Origin of the sequence: Pseudomonas sp. MH9.2, from assembly GCF_034353875.1 — a bacterium.
GTDB lineage: Bacteria > Pseudomonadota > Gammaproteobacteria > Pseudomonadales > Pseudomonadaceae > Aquipseudomonas.
Window position 1 is genome coordinate 503,074 of the sequence record NZ_CP133784.1, and the last position, 23,028, is coordinate 526,101.

17 protein-coding genes are annotated in these 23,028 nt (G+C 57.3%); 7 read left to right on the forward strand and 10 right to left on the reverse strand.

Annotated elements, in window-relative coordinates:
• Positions 1–15: 15 nt before the first annotated feature.
• The 8 genes from fdhE to RHM55_RS02365 form a co-directional block, all read right to left on the reverse strand.
• Positions 16–942: a formate dehydrogenase accessory protein FdhE gene (gene fdhE, locus RHM55_RS02330; RefSeq protein WP_322179331.1), complete on the reverse strand. Its 927-nt coding sequence runs from the start codon at positions 940–942 to the stop codon at positions 16–18.
• A 4-nt stretch (positions 943–946) separates the two neighbouring features.
• Complete coding sequence (locus RHM55_RS02335) at positions 947–1,612, reverse strand: formate dehydrogenase subunit gamma (protein WP_322179332.1); 666 nt, start codon at positions 1,610–1,612, stop codon at positions 947–949.
• Complete coding sequence (gene fdxH, locus RHM55_RS02340; protein ID WP_322179333.1) at positions 1,609–2,559, reverse strand: formate dehydrogenase subunit beta; 951 nt, start codon at positions 2,557–2,559, stop codon at positions 1,609–1,611. The genes RHM55_RS02335 and fdxH overlap by 4 nt, the downstream gene beginning before the upstream one ends.
• A complete protein-coding gene (fdnG, locus tag RHM55_RS02345) occupies positions 2,560–5,625 on the reverse strand; it encodes a formate dehydrogenase-N subunit alpha (protein ID WP_322179334.1) in 3,066 nt (1,021 codons plus the stop codon). It lies immediately after the preceding gene.
• 182 nt (positions 5,626–5,807) lie between these two features.
• Positions 5,808–6,356, reverse strand: a complete 549-nt coding sequence (locus RHM55_RS02350) for a cupin domain-containing protein (protein WP_322179335.1) — start codon at positions 6,354–6,356, stop codon at positions 5,808–5,810.
• Between the two features lie 141 nt (positions 6,357–6,497).
• Complete coding sequence (locus RHM55_RS02355; protein ID WP_322182693.1) at positions 6,498–7,781, reverse strand: FAD-binding oxidoreductase; 1,284 nt, start codon at positions 7,779–7,781, stop codon at positions 6,498–6,500.
• Positions 7,782–7,835: 54 nt separating this feature from the next.
• Positions 7,836–9,326 carry an aldehyde dehydrogenase gene (locus RHM55_RS02360; RefSeq protein ID WP_322179336.1) on the reverse strand — a complete coding sequence of 497 codons (1,491 nt, stop codon included), beginning with the start codon at positions 9,324–9,326 and terminating at the stop codon, positions 7,836–7,838.
• A 34-nt stretch (positions 9,327–9,360) separates the two neighbouring features.
• Positions 9,361–10,737, reverse strand: a complete 1,377-nt coding sequence (locus tag RHM55_RS02365; protein WP_322179337.1) for a glutamine synthetase family protein — start codon at positions 10,735–10,737, stop codon at positions 9,361–9,363.
• 214 nt (positions 10,738–10,951) lie between these two features.
• Between RHM55_RS02365 and RHM55_RS02370 the strand changes: the two genes are divergently transcribed.
• The 4 genes from RHM55_RS02370 (at position 10,952) to RHM55_RS02385 (ending at position 14,870) form a co-directional block, all read left to right on the forward strand.
• Positions 10,952–11,713 carry a gamma-glutamyl-gamma-aminobutyrate hydrolase family protein gene (locus tag RHM55_RS02370; protein WP_322179338.1) on the forward strand — a complete coding sequence of 254 codons (762 nt, stop codon included), beginning with the start codon at positions 10,952–10,954 and terminating at the stop codon, positions 11,711–11,713.
• A gap of 234 nt (positions 11,714–11,947) precedes the next feature.
• Positions 11,948–13,090 carry a polyamine ABC transporter ATP-binding protein gene (gene potA / locus RHM55_RS02375; RefSeq protein WP_322179339.1) on the forward strand — a complete coding sequence of 381 codons (1,143 nt, stop codon included), beginning with the start codon at positions 11,948–11,950 and terminating at the stop codon, positions 13,088–13,090.
• A gap of 17 nt (positions 13,091–13,107) precedes the next feature.
• The gene (locus RHM55_RS02380) at positions 13,108–13,989 is read left to right on the forward strand and encodes an ABC transporter permease subunit (RefSeq protein WP_322182696.1); all 882 of its coding nucleotides are present in this window, start codon (positions 13,108–13,110) and stop codon (positions 13,987–13,989) included.
• A complete protein-coding gene (locus tag RHM55_RS02385) occupies positions 13,986–14,870 on the forward strand; it encodes an ABC transporter permease subunit (RefSeq protein WP_322179340.1) in 885 nt (294 codons plus the stop codon). The genes RHM55_RS02380 and RHM55_RS02385 overlap by 4 nt, the downstream gene beginning before the upstream one ends.
• 161 nt (positions 14,871–15,031) lie before the next feature.
• On the opposite strand, the gene RHM55_RS02390 is transcribed toward RHM55_RS02385, so the two are convergent.
• Entirely contained in the window at positions 15,032–15,814 is a 783-nt protein-coding gene (locus RHM55_RS02390) for a sulfite exporter TauE/SafE family protein (protein ID WP_322179341.1), read from the reverse strand.
• 192 nt (positions 15,815–16,006) lie between these two features.
• Positions 16,007–17,365, reverse strand: coding sequence for a chromate efflux transporter (chrA, locus tag RHM55_RS02395; protein ID WP_322179342.1), 1,359 nt, complete (start codon positions 17,363–17,365; stop codon positions 16,007–16,009).
• 341 nt (positions 17,366–17,706) lie between these two features.
• Here chrA and RHM55_RS02400 point away from each other — a divergent pair, with 341 nt between their 5' ends.
• The 3 genes from RHM55_RS02400 (at position 17,707) to RHM55_RS02410 (ending at position 23,027) form a co-directional block, all read left to right on the forward strand.
• On the forward strand, positions 17,707–18,381 hold the full coding sequence (locus RHM55_RS02400) for a DUF3313 domain-containing protein (RefSeq protein ID WP_322179343.1): 675 nt from the start codon (positions 17,707–17,709) through the stop codon (positions 18,379–18,381).
• Positions 18,382–18,690: 309 nt separating this feature from the next.
• A complete protein-coding gene (locus RHM55_RS02405; protein ID WP_322179344.1) occupies positions 18,691–19,821 on the forward strand; it encodes an efflux RND transporter periplasmic adaptor subunit in 1,131 nt (376 codons plus the stop codon).
• Entirely contained in the window at positions 19,818–23,027 is a 3,210-nt protein-coding gene (locus tag RHM55_RS02410) for a multidrug efflux RND transporter permease subunit (protein ID WP_322179345.1), read from the forward strand. The genes RHM55_RS02405 and RHM55_RS02410 overlap by 4 nt, the downstream gene beginning before the upstream one ends.
• Position 23,028: the final 1 nt, after the last annotated feature.

Genomic DNA, 23,028 nt, shown 5'->3' on the forward strand with positions numbered 1-23,028 from the left:
GTGTAGCCGCTGTGTTCAACCTCCTCCCGGTGTGAGCATCAGGTTCGGCGCTTGGCGTTGGTAGCCATCCAGGTCCAGACGCATGTCCAGCGTCAGGCTGGTCAGGTCCGCCGAAAGCGCCTCGGCTTCTGCATCATTTTCCAGGTAAAGCAGTTTCAGGTAGCTGTTGCAGCCGGGACAGATTTCAGCCCGCAGGGGCGCCTGATTGGCTGCATAGCGGTCATCTTCGAAGCTGACATATTTCAGCCCCTTGCTCTGTTCGCAGTAGATGCATTTGACCCGCACCACATGCCATTCGCAGGCACATAACGAACACACCAGGTAGCGCAATCCGTTGTACTTGCCACGGTGGCGAATCACCCCCGCCATGGCTGGCGAACCGCAGGCCGGGCATTGGCCGAGACTGTCGCAGGGCTTCAGGTCCACGGTTGGCATGTGCAGCAACCAGTGACTCCAGGCGGCCTGCAAGGCTGCACCGAGAAACGGCACCAGCGCTGCGGGCACCCCCTCAAACTGACCGCTGAGCAATGCGATGGCCCACGCCCTGCGCTGCCCGGCACTGGCGTTGCGCAAGGTCGCGAGGGCATTTTGCACTGGCGGCTGGGGCGGTGCCTGATAACGCAGTAGCAAGGCGTCCAGATACGGCTGCCAACCGTCCTCGCGCACCAGACTGTCGGCGGCCAGCGGCGGCAAGCCGTGTTGCTGACATAAAAGCACGTGCTCGGGGTCTGGGATTATGGCTGACGGCGGTTGATCCATCAGGCTCTGCTGGACGCGGCAAAGAGAGGCTATCAGCATCAGATAGTCGGCCAGCGGATGCCCATGGCCCACCTGTTCCAGACGTTGGGCACGTAACGTGAACAGAGTGTGCGGTGGCAGGTACAGAAACGGCGGCGCACTGGCTGACGCTTCGATCTGTCCGGGCTCTAGTATCGTGCTCAAGAACTCATCCCTTTTTGGTTATCGGACGGTCGGGACGCTCAACACGGTTGTCATCGCGAGTTACCTCGCGGTACCAGAGCTCATGGTGTTTCTTTGCCCAGGCACTGCTGACCCAGCCATGCAGCATGGCGTTCACAGAACCCTTGATCCAGATGCCCGCATAGATATGCACGATGATGCTCAGTATCAGCACAAAGGCCGCCACCGCATGCAACAGCATCGCCAGGCGAATGGCCGTGATACTGAAGTAGTTGCTGAAATAGACGCGCCAGATCACCAGACCGCTGAACAACAGCACCCACATGCAGATCAGTAAAGTCCAGAACAGCAGTTTCTGCCCAGGGTTGTACTTACCGATTGGCGGTACGCCCTCCTCTTCGTTACGCATTACACGGTTAATCCGCTTGAGCCACAGGCGGTCGTTGGCGATAAAGAAGTTAGCCCGCCAGAAACGGATAACCAGCCCCAGAAACAGCAGGAACATCAGGACGCCCATGAAGGGGTGCAGGATGCGTGTCCAGGGTCCGCCGCCAAACACGTGGCTGAGCCAGAACAGCGCCGGGTGAAACAATGCCAATCCTGACAGGGCCGCCATGAAAAACAGAATCGCTACCAGCCAATGGTGGGTGCGTTGATTGGCGGTGTAACGCAGGATCGGTTTGTGGTTCATGGTCTGTCCTCCCCGCGAGAGCCTGGGTTATGCGGATCATAGACATGCACGGCCGGGTCGACTTCGTGCACGCTGGGGTCCTTGCCTGCCTGATGTTCGTCTTCCTCGACCCGCTGCGGACCAATGCGCACGTAATGGAAAAAGCCCGCCAGCACCGCCGCCCCCATGGCCAGCAACGCCAGGGGTTTGCTCACGCCTTTCCAGAGGTCCACGAACGGGCTGATCACCGGGTCCTTCGGCAAGCCCGCGTAGAGCGAAGGATCGTCGGCGTGGTGCAGCACGTACATCACATGGGTACCACCGACCCCGGAAGGATCGTACAGACCCGCGTGCTCGAAGCCCCGGGACTTAAGGTCCACGATGCGTTCGGCGGCGTGCTCTTTCATGTCCTCTTTGCTGCCGAACACGATTGCTCCGGTCGGGCAGGTCTTGACGCAAGCGGGCTCCAGACCTACTGCCACCCGGTCCGAGCACAGCGTGCACTTGTAGGCCTTGTGATCCTTCCGCGAGATGCGCGGGACATCGAAGGGGCAGCCGGTGATGCAATAGCCGCAGCCGATGCAATGGTCCTGATTGAAGTCGACGATGCCGTTGGCGAGTTTGACGATTGCCCCCGGACTCGGGCATGCCTTCAGGCAGCCAGGGTCAGCGCAATGCATGCAACCATCCTTGCGGATCAGCCATTCCAGGTTGCCGGCCGTGTTTTCATGCTCAGTGAAGCGCATCAGCGTCCAGGTCTCGGCGCTGAGGTCCTGGGGGTTGTCGTAAGTCCCGTGGTTGTGGCCGACCTCGTCGCGCAGTTCATTCCATTCCGAACAGGCAACCTGACACGCCTTGCAACCGATGCACTTGGTGGTGTCGATCAGCTTGGCCACTTCCTCTTGTTGACGCACCGAGGGCGGTACGGTGGTGGTGGCCGAGCGGGCGATAATGTCTTGGCTGGCCATCTAGATTTTCTCCACGTTGACCAGGAATGACTTGGATTCCGGAGTCTGGGAATTGCCGTCACCGAGGAATGGCACCAGGGTATTGGTCAGGTAGCCATGGCGGGTGAGCCCGGTAAAGCCCCAGTGCAGCGGGATGCCGATATGGTGCACCGTCTGGTTGTTGACTTGCAGCGGTCGAATCCGTTTAGTCACCACCGCCACCGCCTCGATATCCCCGCGCTTGGAGCTGACCCGTACCCGGTCGCCCGCGACGATGCCCTTTTCCTTGGCCAGGACTTCGCCAATCTCGACAAATTGCTCGGGTTGGGCAATTGCGTTGAGCCGGCAATGCTTGGTCCAAAAGTGAAAGTGCTCTGTCAGCCGGTAACTGGTAGCGGCATAGGGGAAGTCCTTGGCCGTCCCGAGCGAGTCCCAGACTGAATCGAAAATACGGGCAGCCGGATTGCTCGTGACCTTTTTGTTGTTGGGGTGCAGCGGGTTGATGCCGATAGGCGTCTCGAACGGCTCGTAATGTTCCGGGAACGGCCCTTCGGCCATTTTGTCGACGGCAAAGAAACGCGCCACCCCTTCGGGGTTCATGATGAAGGGATTCATGCCCGCTTCTGGCGCCACATCGGCCTTGTAGTCGGGAACGTCAGTGCCGGTCCAGACCTTGCCGTTCCACCACAGTAGACGCTTGTTCTCGGCCCAGGGTTTGCCCTGCGGATCGGCCGAGGCGCGGTTGTAGAGAATGCGTCGGTTCATCGGCCAGGCCCACGCCCACCCTAGGTGCTGCTTCATGCCATAAGGGTCGCTGTTGTCGCGGCGGGCCATCTGGTTGCCCTGTTCGGTCCAGCTGCCGCAGAAAATCCAGCAGCCTGATGCGGTGCTGCCGTCGTCCTTGAGCTGGGCGAAACCGGGCAGCTGCTGGCCGCTCTTGACCACCGCGCCGCTGGCATCGGTAAAGTCGGCGGTAGCGCTGCCATTGATTTCCCGGGCCAACTCCTCGGGTGATGGCTCGTCCGGAATCTTGTAGGGCCAACTGAGCTTGAGGATCGGGTCGGGAAATGCACCGCCGTGGGCCTGATAGCGCTGGCGCAGACGCAGGAACAGCTCGGTCATGATCTGCACGTCGGTGCGGGCTTCTCCAGGGCCGTCGGCGCCTTTCCAGTGCCATTGCAACCAGCGACTGCTGTTCACCAGCGAGCCGTCTTCTTCGGCGAAACAGGTGGTGGGCAGACGTATGACTTCGGTCTGGATACTGGCGGTATTGACGTCATTGTAGGGCCCGACATTGCGCCAGAACTCTGAGGTTTCGGTTGCCAGCGGGTCCATTACCACCAGCCATTTGAGCTTGGCCAACGCTGCGGTTACCCGATTTTTGTCAGGCAACGCCGCGATGGGGTTGAAGCCCTGGCACATGTAGCCGTTGACCTTGCCCTGGCCCATCATGTCGAACATTTTCAGGATGTCGTAGCTGGGGATGTCGAGTTTGGGCAGCCAATCGTAGCCCCAGTGGTTTTCCACCGTGGCGTTGGCGCCGTACCAGGATTTCATCAGGCTGACGTGGAACTTGCCGTAGTTCTGCCAGTAGGACAACTGCCCTGGACGCAACGGCTTTAGCGCACGCTTGGCAACATAGGCGTCGTAGTCCTGTTCGCCATCGCTCGGCAGTGTCAGGTAGCCGGGCAGCGAGTTTGACAAGAGTCCGAGGTCCGTCAGGCCCTGGATGTTGGAGTGCCCGCGCAAGGCATTGACCCCGCCGCCTGGCATGCCGACGTTGCCCAGCAACAGTTGCACCATGGCCGCGCTGCGGATCATTTGTGAGCCGACCGAATGCTGCGTCCAGCCCAGGGCATAGAGAATCGTCATGGTTTTGCCCGGTTGCGCGCAGGTGGCAATCTCGGTCCATATCTTGACCATGGCGTCTTGCGGCATGCCGCAGATCTGACTGGCCAGCTCCGGGGTATAGCGGCTGTAGTGGTGCTTCATCAACTGATAGACACAGCGCGGGTCTTGCAGGGTCGGATCGACTTTAGCAAAGCCATCCTCACCGAGTTCGTAACCCCAGCTTGATTTATCGGTATAGGTCCGCTTGGCCGCGTCGTAGCCGGTGAACAAGCCGTCTTCGAAGCCGAAGCCCGCCTTCACAATGAACGACACGTCCGTATAGGCCCGCACGTATTCGTGCTGGATCTGGTCTTCAGTCAGCAAGTAGTTGATCAGCCCACCCATGAACGCTATGTCGCTGCCGGTACGGATTGGCGCGTAATAGTCGGCCACGGAGGCGGTACGGGTAAACCGTGGGTCGACCACGATCAGCCGCGCCTGATTGTGCGCTTTGGCTTCCGTTACCCACTTGAAGCCGCACGGGTGAGCTTCGGCAGCATTGCCGCCCATGACCAGGATCAGGTTCGCGTTGGCGATATCGGTCCAGGTATTGGTCATGGCTCCACGGCCGTACGTCGGGGCAAGACTTGCCACCGTCGGACCGTGTCAGACACGCGCCTGGTTATCGAACCCCAGCATGCCAAGACTTCGAATGACCTTATGGGTCAGGTACCCTGCCTCGTTGGACGCCGCAGAGGCGGCGAGAAACCCCACCGACAGCCAGCGGTTGACCGTCTGGCCCTGGGCGTTCTTCTCGATGAAGTTGGCATCACGGTCCGCCTTCATCAGGTCTGCGACACGGTCGAGCGCTTCATCCCAGGACACCCGCGTCCACTCATCGCTACCCGCCTTGCGCACCTGCGGGTATTGCAAACGGTCCGGGCTATGGATGAAGTCCAGCAAGCCAGCGCCTTTAGGACACAAAGTGCCGCGGTTGACCGGATGGTCAGCATCGCCTTCGATGTGGATGATGCTTTGGGCGACGTTCTTGGCCGTATCGCCCTGGCTGTACATGATCAAGCCGCAGCCCACCGAACAATAGGGGCAGGTGTTACGGGTTTCATGGGTGTGGGCCAGCTTGAAGTGACGCACGTGCTCGGCGAAGGCTGGCTCCGGGGCCATGCCTAGCGCGGCCAGGCTTGAGCCGCCAAGTCCAACAGCGGCGACCTTGAAGAACTGACGACGGTTGAGATCCATCGTGTACTCCTGATCAGGTGGAGGACACTCTGGACGTGGCCGGGGTGTCTTGGACGATCACGCTTGCGTCGACGGCGCGGCCGCCGACACTTGATACTTTAGTCAAGATTGCAAGCGCTGTAATGAAACCGGATCGCCGGTGATCGCCAACTGCCAGCCATCCCTGATCAAGGTGCTGGATATCAGAAGTTCGCGGGGGTGTTCGCGCTGATGATCTCAGCCTCGTCCTGCCCGATATTCTGGAACCGGTGAGGCAAGGTGGTGGAGAAATAGTAACCGTCACCGGCATTGAGCACGCTGACCTGGCCATCAACCGTCAACTCGACCGTGCCGCGTGTCACCAGTCCGCACTCCTCGCCTTCGGCATGCACGATGGGTTCCTCGCCAGAACTCGCGCCTGGTGCGTATTGCTCGCGCAAAAAGCGCATCTGCCGACTCGCCACGGTCGCACCTATGAGCAACAGACGCAGGCCATTACGGCCCAGATCGGGTTGTTCATTGGCGCGGAAGACGTAGCGGTCCTCCCGAGGGGGTTGATCAAAGGTAAAGAAATCCGCCAGCGACATGGGTATGCCGCCGAGCAATTTCTTCAGAGAGCTGACTGAAGGGCTTACACGATTCTGCTCAATCAGGGAGACCGTGGCATTCGTGACGCCGCTACGCCTGGCCAGCTCGCGCTGAGACAGTTTGTAGCTTTCACGTACTAATTTGAGTCGTGTCCCCGTGTCCATGGCAGCCTTATGTGAAAAATACTCAAAGGGTAGAGCGTCGAGTATTAAATCACGTTTGTTCATAGAGCTCAGCCGATTGCATAAGTGGCCGACAAAAAGAACGGCGGCCTGCGTTGAACGGGCCGCCGCAATCAATGTGTGCTAGATGCCGAACCGGTCACGCATGGCGTAATACGTGGCACCCAGGGCCGTAAGTGGAACCTGGAATGCCCTGCCACCCATCATCGGCATGTGCGGGAGCGATGCAAACGCGTCGAAGCGTTCCGCGTCACCACGGATCATCTCCGAGATCAGTTTCCCGGCCAGGTGCGAGCAGGTCACGCCATGCCCGCTGTAGCCTTGCATGTAGTAGGCATTTTTTTCAACACGACCGAACTGGGGCATGCGGGACATGGTCAGCAAGAAGTTGCCTGTCCAGCGGTAATCAATTTTGACCCCTTTCAACTGCGGAAACGTCTTGAGAATTTTGGGCAGGATCAGTTGCTCAATGTCTTTTGGCTCGCGGGCACCGTAAACCACCCCACCCCCGTAAAGCAGGCGGTTGTCCGCCGTGAGCCGGAAGTAATCGAGCAGGTAGTTACAGTCTTCGACACAGTAATTATGAGTGATCAGGCTCTTGGCAACTTTCTCCGACAACGGCTCGGTCACGACGATTTGTGAACCGCACGGCATGCTCTTGCGCGTCACGCGCGGGTCCAGGTCTTCGTTCAGGTAAGCGTTGCCCGCAATCAGCAGGTACTTTGCTCTGACCTGGCCTTTGGCCGTGCTCACAACGATAGGCTCGCCGTAAGCGATGTTGATCGCGGCCGACTGCTCGAAGATTTTACCGCCCAGCCAAATGATGGCCGCCGCTTCACCCAGCGCCAGGTTCAACGGATGAACGTGCCCACCCGACATGTCCAGAAGGCCACCGACATAATTATCAGTACCGACTTCTTTAGCAATGTCGGCGGCACTGAGCATCTGCAGTTGCTGGTTTCCGTAGCGCTCCCAATGACTTTTTTGCCCTGCAAGACCTTTGAGTTGCTTCTTGTTGAGCGCAGCGAAAATGCCGCCTTGGCGGTAATCGCATTGGATGTCGTATTGCTTGATTCGCTGGCGGATGATGTCTCCCCCCTCGAAAATCATGCTTCCCAGCACTTGCGCGGTTTTATCGCCGTAACGCTGTTCGATGACATCGACGTCACGGCTGTACGAGTTGACCAGTTGACCGCCGTTGCGACCGCTCGCCCCGAAGCCCACTTTGGCGCTTTCCAGGACGGTCACGCTGTAGCCTGCTTCGGTGAGAAACAGCGCCGATGACAAGCCGGTGTATCCCGCGCCGATCACACAGACATCGCATTCGATAACCTGGTCAAGAATCGGGAAATCGCCGACGTTGTTCCGGGTCGCGGCGTAGTAGCTATTTACGTAAGGTTGCATGATTGAATTCCTCGGCGGGACACACATCTGCGCATGTGTCCGCCTTTTTCAAGAGGTTTAAAGCTTGATCCAGGTTGCCTTGAGCTCGGTGTACTTATCGAACGCATGCAATGACTTGTCTCGACCGTTGCCCGATTGCTTGAATCCGCCAAAGGGCGCGGTCATATCGCCGCCGTCGTACTGGTTGACCCAGACACTGCCGGCCCGAAGGCCTCTGGCAACGCGGTGAGCCTTGCTCAAGTCCCGCGTCCAGACGCCCGCCGCCAAGCCAAAGATGCTGTCGTTGGCGATGCTCAACGCTTCTTCGACCGTGTCGAAGGTGATGACCGATAGCACCGGACCGAAGATCTCTTCCTGGGCAATGGTCATCGCATTGGTCACACCCTCGAAGATCGTCGGTTCGATATACAGGCCGCCGGTGTCCTCAAGAATTCTATTGCCGCCCGCGAGTAACCGGGCGCCTTCCTTCTTGCCGACTTCGATGTACCTGAGTACGGACTCAAGCTGACGCTCATCGACCACTGCGCCTACGGTCGTCGCTGGGTCCAGAGCATGCCCTGGCATCCAGGCTTTTAGTGCGTCGACCACCATGGGAACGAACTGATCCTTGATCGACCGCTCAACCAGCAACCGTGAACCCGCCGTACAGACTTCGCCCTGGTTGAAGGCAATAGCACTGGCCGCCGCCTGCGCTGCAGCGTGCAAATCGGGAGCATCGGCAAAGACGATGTTAGGGCTTTTGCCACCCGCCTCGAGCCACACCCGTTTCAGGTTGCTTTGCCCGGCATAGATCAGCAGCTGCTTGGCGACAGCGGTGGAGCCGGTAAACGCCAGTACATCAACATCCGCATGCAACGCCAGCGCCTTGCCAACCGTATGACCGAACCCCGGCAATACGTTGAAGACACCCTTGGGTATCCCCGCTTCCAGCGCCAACTGGGCAATCCTGATCGCCGACAGTGGCGACTTCTCAGACGGTTTGAGAATAAAGGAGTTACCTGCAGCCAGCGCCGGCGCAAACTTCCAGCTGGCCATGATCAACGGAAAGTTCCATGGCACGATGGCCGCGACGACTCCCGTCGGCTCACGGGTGATCAGCCCAAGTTGGTCCGCCGAGGTAGGTGCGACCTCGTCGTAAATCTTGTCGATTGCCTCTGCGTTCCATCGGATCGCGTTAGCAGTCGCGGGCACATCGATCGCCAGGGCGTCGCTGATGGGTTTACCCATATCAAGGGTTTCCAGCAGCGCCAGTTCCTCTCGATGGGCGAGGATCAGGTCGGCGAAACGGATAAGAATCCGCTTGCGCTCTACCGGCGCGAGCCGTGACCACACGCCCGATTCGAACGCCCGACGAGCGGCCTGTACCGCGATGTCGGCATCGGCCACGTCGGTGCTGGCGACGTTCGCCAGAAAGCGCCCGTCGACCGGGCTGTTACTGGCGAACGTTTGGCCGCTGGCGGCCCAGCAGTATTGGCCGTCAATGAATGCCCGACCTTCAAGGGTGAGTGACTGGAAGTACTGCTCCCAGTCGCTACGATTTTTGACCATATTTAAAACTCAACGCAGAGAATGTTGGCGAGCGTCAGACCGTGTGCAAGTACCAGTTGTACTCAAGGTCTGAAATGGAGTTCTCAAACTCGGCAAGCTCGCTCTCCTTGCACGCAACAAAAACGTCGATGTACTTGGGGTCGATGTAGCGCGCCAAAATCTCGCTGTCATCCAGCTCGCGCAACGCATCGCGCAGGTTGTTGGGCAGGCTTTGCTCGTTCTGTTCGTAGGAGTTGCCTGCAACAGGCTCCCCCGGCTCGATCTTGTTGGTCAGGCCGTGATGCACACCGGCGAGGACCGCCGCCATCAACAGATACGGGTTGGCGTCCGCGCCCGCCACCCGGTGTTCGATACGCACCGCATCCGGGGACCCGGTCGGTACTCGAATCGCCACCGTCCGGTTATCGATCCCCCAGCTAGGAGAGTTCGGTACATAGAACTGCGCGCCGAAGCGACGGTACGAGTTTACGTTCGGGCAGAGGAAAGCCATCGAGGCCGGTAAGGTTTCCAGCACACCACCAATGGCATGGCGCAGGATCTCGCTTTTTTCCGGGTCGTCGCAGGTAAAAATGTTTTTGCCGTCTTTGTCCAAAATAGAAATATGCACGTGCAGCCCGTTACCCGCTTGTCCGGGATACGGTTTGGCCATGAAGGTGGTGTCCATTTCATGGTCATAAGCGATGTTCTTGATCAGGCGCTTGAGCAAGACCGCGTAATCGCACGCCTTGATCGGATCAGCGACGTGATGCAGGTTCACCTCGAATTGCGCGGGCGCACTTTCCTTGACGATGGCATCCGCGGGGATACCTTGCTCCTTGGCACCTTCAAGAATGTCTTGCAGGCAATCGACGTATTCGTCCAGATCATCGATCAGGTACACCTGAGTCGAATGCGGACGTTTGCCGGAGATTGGCGAGCGTGGAGACTGCGGACGACCGTTCACGTTCTCCTGGTCAATCAGGTAGAACTCCAGCTCGAAGGCGGCGCAGATGGTCAGCCCCATCTCATCGAATTTGCTGACGACCTGACGCAATACTTCGCGAGGGTCGGCGAAAAACGGCTGCCCTTCGAGTTCGTGCATGGTCATGAGCAGTTGAGCAGTCGGACGTTTTTGCCAAGGTTCGTCGCAGAGGGTGTCAGGGATCGGATAACAGATTCGGTCGGAATCACCGATATCCAGACCCAAGCCTGTGCTTTCCACTGTAGAGCCGTTGATGTCCAGGGCAAACAGGGAGGCAGGCAGGTTGATACCTTTCTCGTAGACCTTGTGGAGACTGGTGCGCTCGATGCGTTTACCACGCACCACGCCGTTCATGTCCGCAATCAGCAGGTCAACGTACAAAACCTCAGGATGTTTCTTAAGGAATGCGTTCGCTTCATTGAGCTGAACGGCACGCAGGGGTACCGACATGTTGGAAGACCTTTATTGTTAATAATAATATTCACCGCCCTTTCACACCCCCAGTCAATCCGAAAGGATTTAGGAAGTCAACGGGTATTATTTGCGCAATATCGAACAGTAAGGATCTTTTGTGCGAAATCTTTTACAGAACGGTTGTTAATTAAAATCAACATGGCTAAGCTCCGGAAAAGCTCGTTCAAGTGCATTTTTCGAGGTGATAAAAATGGCAATCAAGCCATTGGTTGGTGTGACTGCGTGCGTCAAAGACATTGGGTTGCATACCTACCATGTGAGCGGGGACAAGTACTTGCGTGCTGTGTGCGTCGCCGCGCAAGGGATTCCCGTCGTTATTCCGTCCCTGGCGGAACTGACTGATATAGACGGGTTGCTGGAACATTTGGACGGCCTGTTGTTTACCGGTTCGCCCTCAAATGTTGAGCCGTTCCACTATCAGGGCGCGGCAAGCGAAGCGGGCACCGCCCACGACCCCCAGCGTGATAGCACCACCCTTCCCCTGTTACGCGCAGCGGTGGCTGCTGGCGTTCCAGTGCTCGGCATTTGTCGGGGTTTCCAGGAAATGAACGTGGCGTTCGGCGGCAGCCTTCACCAGAAAGTGCATGAGACCGGCACGTTCATGGATCATCGCGAAGCCGACGATTCAAGCCTGGAAATCCAATATGGTGCCGCCCATACCGTGCATGTGCAGCCTGGCGGCGTATTCGAAGCACTCGATCTGCCTCCTGTTATCCAGGTCAATTCAATTCATTCCCAAGGCATTGAACGGCTGGCACCCGGCTTACGGGTCGAAGCCACCGCCAGCGATGGACTGATCGAGGCGATCTCAATCGAGGGCAGCAAGACCTTTGCCGTCGGCGTGCAATGGCACCCTGAATGGCAGGTGCTATCGAACCCTCCTTACTTGAGTATTTTCCAGGCGTTTGGCGACGCGTGTCGGCAGCGCGCTGCGCGTCGAAGCGTGCGCTGACGGCTCGATTTCAAGCGCACACGACAATATCCAATGATCCAGACGTCACTGTGAAGTGGACTGTGCATCTGCACGTCCCTCACAGCGGCCACCCCGGTATTAACGACAAAACAAGATGCAGCATTGGGCGGCAGGGACAGCTGCGCCGGATAAACCCGCCTCAAGCGGGTTTGTCATCAACCCATTAAGTCCGGCCGTATTGGCCAGGCTACTAACACCTGTTGGGAGTTTCACATGGCTAACGCCTCCAGCATTTACAGGAAGGCTCTTGAAGGCAATCCGCGCCCTAAAAAGGTGCTGGTTAAAATTGATCGCGTAACCAAGAAGTTTGACGAAACGATTGCGGTGGACGATGTGTCCCTGGAAATCCATCAGGGTGAAATTTTCGCCTTGCTAGGCGGTTCAGGCTCAGGCAAATCAACGCTCTTGCGCATGCTGGCAGGCTTTGAGCGACCGACTGAAGGGCGAATCTACCTTGATGGTGTGGACATCACTGACATGCCGCCCTACGAGCGGCCAATCAACATGATGTTTCAGTCTTACGCGCTGTTCCCGCACATGACGGTGGCGCAGAACATTGCCTTTGGGCTTAAGCAGGACCGACTTCCCGCAGTTGAAATCGAAGCCCGCGTAGAAGAAATGCTCAAACTGGTTCATATGAGCCAATACGCCAAACGCAAGCCCCACCAGCTCTCGGGGGGACAACGTCAGCGTGTTGCCTTGGCTCGCTCACTGGCTAAAAGGCCCAAACTGCTGTTGCTCGACGAGCCAATGAGCGCGTTGGACAAGAAGCTGCGCTCGCACATGCAACTGGAGCTGGTTGAAATCATTGAGCGGGTCGGCGTGACCTGCATCATGGTGACCCACGATCAGGAAGAGGCCATGACCATGGCCCAACGTATCTCCATCATGCACCTGGGCTGGATCGCTCAGACCGGTAGCCCGATCGACATCTACGAAGCACCCGCCAGCCGCCTGGTGTGCGAATTCATTGGCAACGTGAATGCGTTCGACGGCGTCGTAATTGAAGACCAGGAAGGCTACGCGGTCATCCAGTGCCCGGATCTTGCGCAGAACATATACGTCGGCCATGGGATCAGTACATCGGTCGAAGACAAGACCATCACCTATGCCCTTCGCCCGGAGAAGCTGCTGGTGACGACGATAAAACCCGACGCCCGGTATAACTGGTCCGAAGGCAAGGTTCACGACATCGCCTATTTGGGCGGGCACTCGGTGTTTTACGTAGAACTGCCCAGTGGCAAGATCGTTCAGGCATTCATGGCCAATGCTGAACGCAGAGGCGCGCGTCCGACCTGGGATGATTCGGTCTATGTCTGGTGGGAGGATGACAGCGGCGTGGTATTGCGCTCATGAGCACTATCAAGCGGCTAATACCCAGCGGACGCCAAATGGTTATCGGCGTCCCCTTCATATGGCTATGCCTGTTTTTTGCGCTGCCGTTCTTCATCGTGATGAAGATCAGCTTTTCCGAAGCAGCGTTGGCCATTCCACCCTACACAGATATTTACACCTTCGCCGAGCAGAAGTTTCAACTGCTCCTGAACATGGGCAACTATGCCCTGTTGACCAATGATGAGTTGTACCTCTCGGCGTACCTGGGCTCATTGAAAGTGGCCTTTTTCAGTACGCTGATGTGCCTGTTGATCGGCTTCCCAATGGCCTATGCCATCTCCAAAGCCCGAAAGGAAGCACAGACCGTATTGTTGCTGCTGATCATGATGCCTACCTGGACGGCGATCCTGATCAGGGTTTACGCCTGGATGGGCATCCTGAGCAATAACGGTCTGTTGAATGCGTTTTTGCTTTGGACCGGTCTGATTCAAGAGCCGATAGAAATATTGAACACCAATATCGCTGTGTACATAGGCGTGGTGTACGCCTACCTGCCCTTCATGGTCCTGCCGCTGTTTGCCAACCTGGTCAAGCATGACCAGAGCCTGCTCGAAGCCGCCTCGGACCTGGGCTCAAGCACGCTCAACAGCTTCTGGAAAATCACCCTGCCCTTGGCCAGGAACGGCATCATCGCCGGCTGTATGTTGGTGTTCATTCCTGTGGTCGGTGAGTTCGTCATTCCCGAACTACTGGGCGGGCCGGAAACCCTGATGATCGGCCGTGTGTTGTGGCAGGAGTTTTTCAACAACCGTGACTGGCCTGTCGCCTCTGCACTCGCAGTGATCATGCTCGCCATCCTGATCGTGCCCATCGTGCTCTTCAACCGTAGCCAAGCCAAAGAGATGGAGGGACGGGCATGAACCGTTTCGGATTTTCAAGACTGATGCTGGTGCTTGGCCTGATGTTCATTTATCTGCCAATGCTGATTCTGGTGATCTTCTCGTTCAACGCCTCCAAGCTCGTCACTGTCTGGGGTGGATGGTCCATTCATTGGTACGCGGGCCTGCTCGACAACAAGCAATTGATGGGGTCCGTCGCCCGGTCCCTTGAAATTGCCTGCTACACCGCAGTCGCCGCCGTGATCCTCGGAACCCTGGCCGCCTTTGTCCTGACGCGAGTGACTCGCTTCAAGGGCCGCACGCTGTTTGGTGGTCTGGTAACGGCGCCACTGGTCATGCCGGAGGTGATCACCGGCCTGTCGTTGCTGCTGCTGTTCATCGCGATGGCCCAGATACTGGGGTGGCCGCAGGAGCGCGGCCTGATGACAATCTGGATCGCCCACACCACCTTCTGCTCCGCTTATGTAGCGGTGGTGGTTTCGTCACGTCTGCGTGAGTTGGACCTGTCGATCGAGGAAGCGGCCATGGACCTGGGCGCGCGTCCCTGGAAGGTGTTTGCGCTGATCACCATCCCCATGATCGCGCCGTCACTGGCAGCAGGCGGCATGATGTCCTTCGCCTTATCGCTGGACGACCTGGTACTCGCCAGTTTCGTTTCCGGCCCAGGCTCGACAACGTTGCCAATGGAGGTTTTCTCTGCGGTACGCCTTGGGGTCAAGCCCGAGATCAACGCCATTGCGAGTCTGATTCTGCTGACGGTCTCTTTCGCCACGTTCCTGGTCTGGTATTTCGGTCGCAGGGCCGAAGCCAACCGCAAAGTCGCGATTCAGGAAGCCATGGAGCAGACCGCGAGCGAATCGTGGAAACAACCGGAACAGAAAATGGCAGAAGCGGTTGCCTAGGCAGCCGCAGTTCTATGAACCGCCGCTGGACACGCGTAAAACCCGGTAAGTAAATAGAACGCCACCTTGAATACAACCATAGGCGCCTTCGGGTGCCTTTTTTTTGAGGTGGATGTCGACCTGAGGAGTAAAACAACAGAGGGGCGATGATTCAAGCCAGATTAAAACGCCAGCTTGTAACCAATGAAAACCAGCATTATTGCCAGGCAAGGACGCAGTGTCTCGTCAGACACTCGACCCGTTAAATGGCTCCCCATGTAAATCCCTGGAAGTGAACCTATCAACAGGAAACCTAATACGTGCCAATCCATATTACCCATACTCGCATGCCCCAAACCCGCAACCAGCGTCAGCGGGACCGCGTGTGCGATTTCGGTACCGACTAAGCGCTTGGTGGCCAGAAAAGGGTACAGGATAAAGAGTGCTACGGTGCCTAATGCGCCAGCGCCAATGGAGGTCAATGCCACCATGGTGCCCAGTATCAACCCCGTGAGTACCGTCAGCAGATTCAAGCGCGAGCCGCTGAGGTTATAGCTGCCGCCAGCACGTTTGTGGGCAAATTCAAGCAGCCTTTTCTTGAAGAAAACGGCGAGTGCTGTCACCAGCAAAACAAAGCCCAATGTTTGCTTAATCACCGCATTCATTGCTTCAGGGGCATGCAGACTGCTCAAAAACCACAGCGTCAGCGCCACCGCCGGCACACTACCAAGTGTCAGCCAGCCGGTGATGGCCCAGTCAATATTTTTGTTCTTTCGGTGAACCAGTACGCCGCCCGACTTCGTGATGGCCGCATACAGTAAGTCCGTGCCCACTGCGGTGGCCGGGTTAATTCCAAACCAAAGTAAAATCGGCGTCATTAAAGAGCCGCCACCCACGCCTGTCATCCCTACAACAAACCCGACAACCAAGCCTGCAACGACCAATCCAGCACTGCCAAAATCCATTACCACATCCCACAAATCAAGCGCGACTGCATGAAAAATATGGCCCGCAGCATAGCGACCTTTCTTAATAACCAGTTATATCGATATGGTCTATCTTTATGCTTTTCTCTACTGAATGGACTACACCTACACGTCCTTGCGCCAGGCCATGATTCGTTCAAGACTCATGGCCGCCAGATCGTCCCGCGCCCTCTAGCGCAGTAGATGCACGACCATACCAATAAGCGCACAGGCCATCAGTACCTGAATGACCCCACGTTTGAAGCGAAACAAGGCAATAGCCGCTGCAATCGCGATCAGCGCAGAGGGCCAATCGAGATTGCCATTGAACCCTTTGGGCCAAAGCACGTGGTAACCGAAGAAACATGCCAGATTGAGAATCACCCCAACCACCGCTGCTGTAATCCCGGTGAGCGGCGCGGTGAACTTGAGTTCGTTGTGAGTCGACTCCACTAGCGGGCCGCCAGCGAGGATGAACAGAAACGAAGGCAGGAAGGTAAACCACGTCACCAGTGTGGCCGCGACGGCGCCCGCAAGAAACACATGATCGGCACCGAAAACCTGCAGGACATAAGCACCGATGAAACCGACAAAGGCCACCACCATGATCAGCGGCCCAGGCGTGGTTTCCCCCAGCGCCAGACCATCGATCATCTGTGTCGGGGTCAGCCACCCAAAGTGACCGACCGCACCCTGGTAGACATAGGGAAGCACTGCATAGGCGCCGCCAAACGTCAGCAACGCGGCCTTGGTAAAGAACCAGCCCATCTGGGTCAAGGTGCCTTCCCAGCCAAAGAGCACAGTCAATACCCCCATCGGCAACGACCACAGTACAGCCCCTACGAGCATCAGCATTGCCAGTTTAGACCAGCGAAATCGGGCATGCTCAGGGGATGGGGTGTTGTCATCAATCAATGCCGGGCCGAAGGACTTTTGAGCTGCGCTATGGCCTCCGGTCCTGAAGGTCTCGGGAGCCAGGCGTCCACCGATATAGCCGAGCAACGCAGCACCCAGCACGATCAACGGGAACGGGACATTGAACGCAAATATGGCGATGAATGAAGCTGCCGCTATGGCCCACAGCCAATTGTTGTTTAGCGCTCGCGAGCCGATTCGATGAGCAGCCTGTACCACGATGGCCGTCACGGCGGGCTTGATGCCATAGAAAAGCCCAGCCACCACGGATACTTCGCCAAAGGCGATATACAGCCAGGATAATGCGATCAGGATGAACAGCGAGGGCAACACAAACAGCACACCTGCGATCACGCCTCCCCAGGTTCGATGCATCAGCCAACCAATGTAGATCGCCAACTGCTGCGCCTCGGGTCCTGGAAGCAACATGCAGTAGTTAAGGGCATGTAGAAATCGCCTTTCTGAAATCCAGCGCCGACGCTCTACCAGCTCCTGGTGCATGATCGATATCTGCCCCGCAGGCCCACCGAAGCTGATGAAACCTAATTTCAACCAGAACCAGAACGCCTCACGGAAACTGATGGCGTCAGGCCGTGGCAGCTCCTGTTCAACGGCTGAGGGGGGGACGTCACTCATGGGGATGTTCCTTTTTCACACGCTCGGCGAGCGTGAGCAATAGCCTTCAGGGGAAACGGATTCGCGTAAGGCCGCCAGTATACGTTCGATGCCAGCAGGTTCTACCGGTTGAATGGCCCTCTCATTGGCGAGCCTGCTTATTGACTGAACCCGACCAAACAATTTGACATTTATCAAGAAAATCCATGTCTCATGACCTATGTTTTAGCCATTCGAGCAAACGGGGACAGTCTCAACTAGCCTCTCTTTATTGCAAGAAAAAAGACCTCGGGACAAGCATAAAATCCCGGGTTCTATAGCTACAACTCGCGCTTAATAGCGCCCTTGAAGAGCGATGACTCATGAGCCTATTCCGCACATTGACCGTTGGTGTTGCCATGAGCTGCTGGTTAGTGGCTGGCTGCACCTCCAAGATTACAGAAAAGGAACAATATTCCGGTTTTATTTCGAATTACGACGGGTTGCAGGAAACAACCTTGCCCAGCGGTCAAACGGTGTTGCGTTGGGTAGCGCCCAGTTTTAAACCTTCGGCTTACTCTGTTGTTGTTTTTCGCCAACTCGAATTGTACCCAGCTCCCAAACCGAATGAACGCGTGAGCATGCAGACGTTGCAGTCATTGCAGTCGTTCGCCAGCTCTAGCGTAAAAACCGCTTTGGCTCAAAAGTACCGCGTCGTCACGACCCTGAAAGAAGCGCCTGCAGGTTCTCGCGCAATGATCTTGCGCTCGGCCATCACCGGAGTAACAGCGTCCAACGAAGGCATGCATTGGTACGAAGTGGTACCTGTGGCTGCTGTGGTAGGCGGTGTCACCGCAGCCTCTGGGAGTCGTGATCAAGATACGGAACTGTACGTCGAGTCCGAGCTTATCGATGCAACGACAGGTGCTCCCTTGGTGAAGGCGGTGCGAAAGGTGTTTGGTAAAACCCTCGAAAATAATCGCCAGGCTGTGAGTGCAGATGACTTCAAAGCCGCGATCAAGATTGTCACTGATGATATGAAGGCCTTTATCAAGTGATCGTCGTAATGGCTATCCTTTATGACCTGTAACTTCTGAAGTGAGTGGTCAGCACAACGGATACCGTGCCCGTTCTACAGACAACGGGCACGCATAAAGAATGACGGCGGTTGAGTATCGGCATTCAAGCTCAGGGACTGACAACGCAATCAACCCATGGGGTTGCTCATGAGTATTCGCTCAGCCAGACATTCGCGCCGGACACTAGCGGCTTTAACCATGGCCTTGGTGGCCGGTGTTCTCAGTCTGCTCTTCGGCTGTGGTAAAGAACCTGTTTCATCCTCTCGCCCCCCCACGGATGTAACCGTCATGACGGTTACTGCTCGCGACACGCCCGTGGTATTCGAATTCGTTGCTCAAACACAGAGTTCTCGCGAAGTCGAAATTCGTGCGCGAGTCGCCGGCTTTCTGGAAAAAAGGCTGTATACCGAAGGTCAGCTGGTAAAGGCCGGGCAAGTGTTGTTCCAGATGGACCGTCGGCCTTTCGAAGCAGCATTGCTGTCGGCCCAGGGACAATTGGCTCAGCAGCAAGCGCGTTGGGAAGTCGCCAAAGCCACGTTGGCGCGTGTCCGTCCACTGGCACAACAAAATGCAGTCAGCAAGATGGACCTGGACAATGCCGTCGGCAACGAGCGACAGACCCAGGCCGCCGTACTTGCCGCGCAAGGGCAGGTGCGCACCGAGCAACTGAATCTGGGTTACACCACAATTGCGTCGCCCCTTACCGGCCTGTCGAGCTTTGCCAAGAAACAGGAGGGCAGTTATGTGACGCCTGGGGAATCAGGGCTCTTGACCTCGGTATCACAGATGGACCCGATCTATGTCAATTTCAGCCTTTCGGAAAACGAAACGCTGAAACACCGTAGCGAAATTGCCGCGGGTCAGCTCAAGTTCCCACCCAACAGTAACTTTGAAGTCGAAGTGGTACTGGCGGACGGTTCGATCGTGCCCGATAGAGGTCGCCTTGACTTTGCTGCCCCCTCCTTCAGCCCGGAAACCGGTACATTTTTAGTCCGTGCGGTGGTGGCTAATCCAAAAGGCATGCTGCGCCCCGGCCAGTTCGTTCGCGCGCTGGCGATAGGCGCGTCTCGACCAAACGCCATTCTGGTCCCGCAGCGTGCAGTTCTGGAAGGCGCACGAAGTCACTACGTGTGGGTCCTCAATGGAGAAGGAAAGCCCGAGCAGCGCGTTGTCGAAGTCGGCGACTGGCATGATGCCGACTGGTTTATTACCCAAGGCTTGCGGGTGGGCGAACGAATCGTGGTCGACGGCGCGCTCCGGGTAGCCCCTGGCGCGCCGTTGAATATCGTCGACAACACTAATACGGCACCACCCAACACCGCCGTGGCGGCCGAGCGTCCCAAGGCTGCATCTTTACCGGTTCAAAAAGACCCGCAGAAAGCTGACCTGCCAGGCAATGAAAGTCGGCGGCAACCATGAGCATTTCTCATTACTGCATCGACCGGCCGATCTTCGCTTCGGTGATTTCCATCGTCATCACCCTGGCGGGGGCTGTCGCGATGTTGAACCTGCCGGTGGCCCAGTATCCGGAGATCACGCCACCACAGATCACCGTGTCGGCTACTTACCCGGGGGCTGATGCTCTGGTCGTTGCCAACAATGTGGCTGCGCCCATCGAGCAGCAGGTGAACGGCGCCGACAACATGATCTACATGAACTCGTCGAGTTCTGCGACGGGCAACATGACCCTGAACGTGTTCTTCGAAATCGGTACTGATCCTTCCCTGGCACAGGTCGACGTGCAAAACAGGGTCAACCTCGCCCTCCCCCAACTGCCCTCTGCGGTCCAGTCGCAGGGCATACAGGTTCAGAAAAAATCATCGGCCTTCATGATGGTCATCGCGGTGTATTCCCCCGATAACCGCTACGACGCCACCTACATAGCCAACTACGCCAACCTCTATGTGCTGGATGCGATCAAGCGCATTCCCGGCGCCAACCAGGCCAGTATTTTCGGGACACCCGACTATGCCATGCGGATCTGGCTGAAACCCGACCGGATGGCCCAGCTGGGGATCACGGCTGCCGATGTACAGAAAGCGGTGGCCAACCAGAACCAACAGTTCGCGGTTGGCCGCATAGGCCAATCCCCCACGGGCAAATCGGTGGAGCAGTCCTTTGCAGTCACGACCAAGGGCAGACTGACCGAACCCGCGGAGTTCGAGAACATCATCCTGCGGGCCAGTGGCGAAGGCGCCGCGATTGTTCACCTCAAGGACATCGGGCGGGCTGAGCTTGGACAAAAAGATTACTCATTGCGCAGCACGTACCAGGGAAGGCCCGCGACTTTGATGGCTGTTTATCAGCAGCCCGGCGCCAATGCGCTGGATGTCTCCAATGCGGTCACGGCGACCTTGGCGCAGATGAAGAAAACCTTTCCGGAGGGCATCGAATACAAGGTTGTGATGGACACAACCGCCTTCACCCGAGCCTCCATTACGGAGGTGGTGCGCACTTTCTTCGAGGCGCTGGTACTGGTCGTGATTGTGGTTTACGCCTTCCTGCAAAGTCTGCGCGCCACCCTGATCCCGGTGCTGGCTGTGCCTGTTTCCATCGTGGGTACATTCATCGGCATGACCGCGCTGGGCTTCTCGGTCAACATGCTGACCCTGTTCGGCATGGTCCTGGCTATCGGTATCGTGGTGGACGATGCGATCGTGGTGATCGAAAACGTCGAGCGCAACATGCACGTCCACAAAATGAACCCCAAAGATGCCGCCAAGCGAGCCATGGACGAGGTGGCCGGACCCGTGGTGGCAATTGTGTTGGTGCTGTGTGCGGTGTTCGTTCCCGTAGCGTTCATGGGCGGCATCACGGGCCAACTCTACAAACAGTTTGCAATCACGATTGCTATCTCCGTCGTGATCTCCGGTCTGGTGGCCCTCACCTTGTCACCCGCCCTGGCGGCCCTCCTGCTCAAACCCCACGTGGGAGAAAAGCGCGGATTCTTCCGTTGGTTCGATCGTAGCTTCGAGCGAGTGACCGAAGGTTACTCCCGCGCAGTCGCCTTCATGATCAAGCGCTTCATACTCGCGCTACTGCTCTTTGCCGGCATGATTGTACTGATCGTATTGATCATGCAAAGGGTACCAGGCGCCTTCCTGCCCCCGGAAGATCAAGGTTACTTGCTCGGCGCGGTGATCATGCCTGACGCTGCCAGCCTGGATCGCACGGGTGAGGTCGGTAAGGTTGCCAGTGACTACTTCATGAACAACGAGGCTGTCGAGGGCGTGGCCATCGTAAACGGCTACAGCTTGCTGGACAGTCAGAACAAGAACAATGCGGGCGTTTTCTTCGTCGGCTTCAAGGATTTTGAAGAACGTTACAAGAATTCAAAAACCATCGAAGCCCAGAGCGCCCCTGCCGTGATCAAGGCTGCGACCAAAGCATTCTCCCAAGTGCAGGAAGGCATCATCCTGCCAGTCAATCCGCCCTCCATTCCTGGTCTGGGGACTACCGGCGGTATGGAACTATGGATTCAAAGCAAGGGGGACGCCACCATCAGCCAATTGGCCGAGGTAGTGAGTAGCTTCAAAGCCAAGGCTGAACAGCGCCCGGAAATCGGCAGCATGACCAGCACGTTCAATGCGTTTTCTCGGCAGTTGCTCGCTGACGTTGACCGCGAAAAGGCCGAGACGTTGGGCGTGCCGGTGGAAGATGTGTACAGCACCATGCAAACCATGTTCGGCTCGCTGTACGTTTCCCAGTTCAACAAGTTCAGTCGTCTGTGGCAGGTGATTCTCCAGGCCGAGCCCACTTACCGCCTCAGGGTCGAGGACTTGCAGCAGATCTATGTGCGTAGCACCAACGGTCAGATGGTTCCCCTCAAGGCCCTGCTGACCACCCGCTACGTGACGGGCCCCGACCTGCTGACGCGCTTCAACAACTTTCCGGCGGTCAAGATGACGGCCAATGCCGCACCGGGATTCAGCTCCGGCCAGGCACTCAAAGCGCTTGAGGAAGTCGCCGCGCAAAGCATGACCGGGGACTATGGCGTGGCCTGGAGCGGCGAGGCTTTCGAGGAGAAAAAGAGCGGAGGTACGTCTTCCAAGGTTTTCGCCTTCGGTCTGATTATGGTGTTCCTGATTCTCGCGGCCCAGTATGAAAAATGGTCGCTGCCTGTGGGTGTACTGCTGGCGGTCCCGTTCGCATTGTTCGGTGCTTTGCTGGCGGTCCTGATGCGTGGTTTGGCGAACGACGTCTACTTCCAGATCGGCCTGACCATGCTTGTCGCGCTGGCGGCCAAGAATGCCATTTTGATCTTCGAGTTTGCCGTACTGAACCGTGAGTCCGGCATGTCCGTCTTCGACGCCGCGATGACCGCCGCCAAGGAGCGTCTGCGGCCCATCGTGATGACCTCTTTGGCGTTCATCCTCGGCTGCGTACCGCTGGCGATTGCCGTCGGCGCCTCCGAGAACAGTCGCCACTCCATTGGTACCGGTGTGATCGGCGGGATGCTCGCGGCGACGGTGATCGCAGTTTTTTTCATCCCGCTTTTCTATTACCTGGTGGAGCGTATTTCCGAGAAAAGCGGAAAATCCAAAGAGGCTGCGCAGCCTGATGACGGGGCACCTGTGGGCGGCGGCCCCGTTCATGCCCCGCAACAACGACATGAGGGGGATTAAG

Coding starts and splice junctions, on each gene's coding strand:
- RHM55_RS02335 (WP_322179332.1), bottom strand. CDS start 1,612: ATGAACCACAAACCGATCCTGCGTTACACCGCCAATCAACGCACCCAC.
- fdxH (WP_322179333.1), bottom strand. CDS start 2,559: ATGGCCAGCCAAGACATTATCGCCCGCTCGGCCACCACCACCGTACCG.
- RHM55_RS02350 (WP_322179335.1), bottom strand. CDS start 6,356: ATGGACACGGGGACACGACTCAAATTAGTACGTGAAAGCTACAAACTG.
- RHM55_RS02360 (WP_322179336.1), bottom strand. CDS start 9,326: ATGGTCAAAAATCGTAGCGACTGGGAGCAGTACTTCCAGTCACTCACC.
- RHM55_RS02365 (WP_322179337.1), bottom strand. CDS start 10,737: ATGTCGGTACCCCTGCGTGCCGTTCAGCTCAATGAAGCGAACGCATTC.
- RHM55_RS02370 (WP_322179338.1), top strand. CDS start 10,952: ATGGCAATCAAGCCATTGGTTGGTGTGACTGCGTGCGTCAAAGACATT.
- potA (WP_322179339.1), top strand. CDS start 11,948: ATGGCTAACGCCTCCAGCATTTACAGGAAGGCTCTTGAAGGCAATCCG.
- RHM55_RS02385 (WP_322179340.1), top strand. CDS start 13,986: ATGAACCGTTTCGGATTTTCAAGACTGATGCTGGTGCTTGGCCTGATG.
- RHM55_RS02390 (WP_322179341.1), bottom strand. CDS start 15,814: ATGGATTTTGGCAGTGCTGGATTGGTCGTTGCAGGCTTGGTTGTCGGG.
- chrA (WP_322179342.1), bottom strand. CDS start 17,365: ATGAGTGACGTCCCCCCCTCAGCCGTTGAACAGGAGCTGCCACGGCCT.
- RHM55_RS02400 (WP_322179343.1), top strand. CDS start 17,707: ATGAGCCTATTCCGCACATTGACCGTTGGTGTTGCCATGAGCTGCTGG.
- RHM55_RS02405 (WP_322179344.1), top strand. CDS start 18,691: ATGACGGTTACTGCTCGCGACACGCCCGTGGTATTCGAATTCGTTGCT.
- RHM55_RS02410 (WP_322179345.1), top strand. CDS start 19,818: ATGAGCATTTCTCATTACTGCATCGACCGGCCGATCTTCGCTTCGGTG.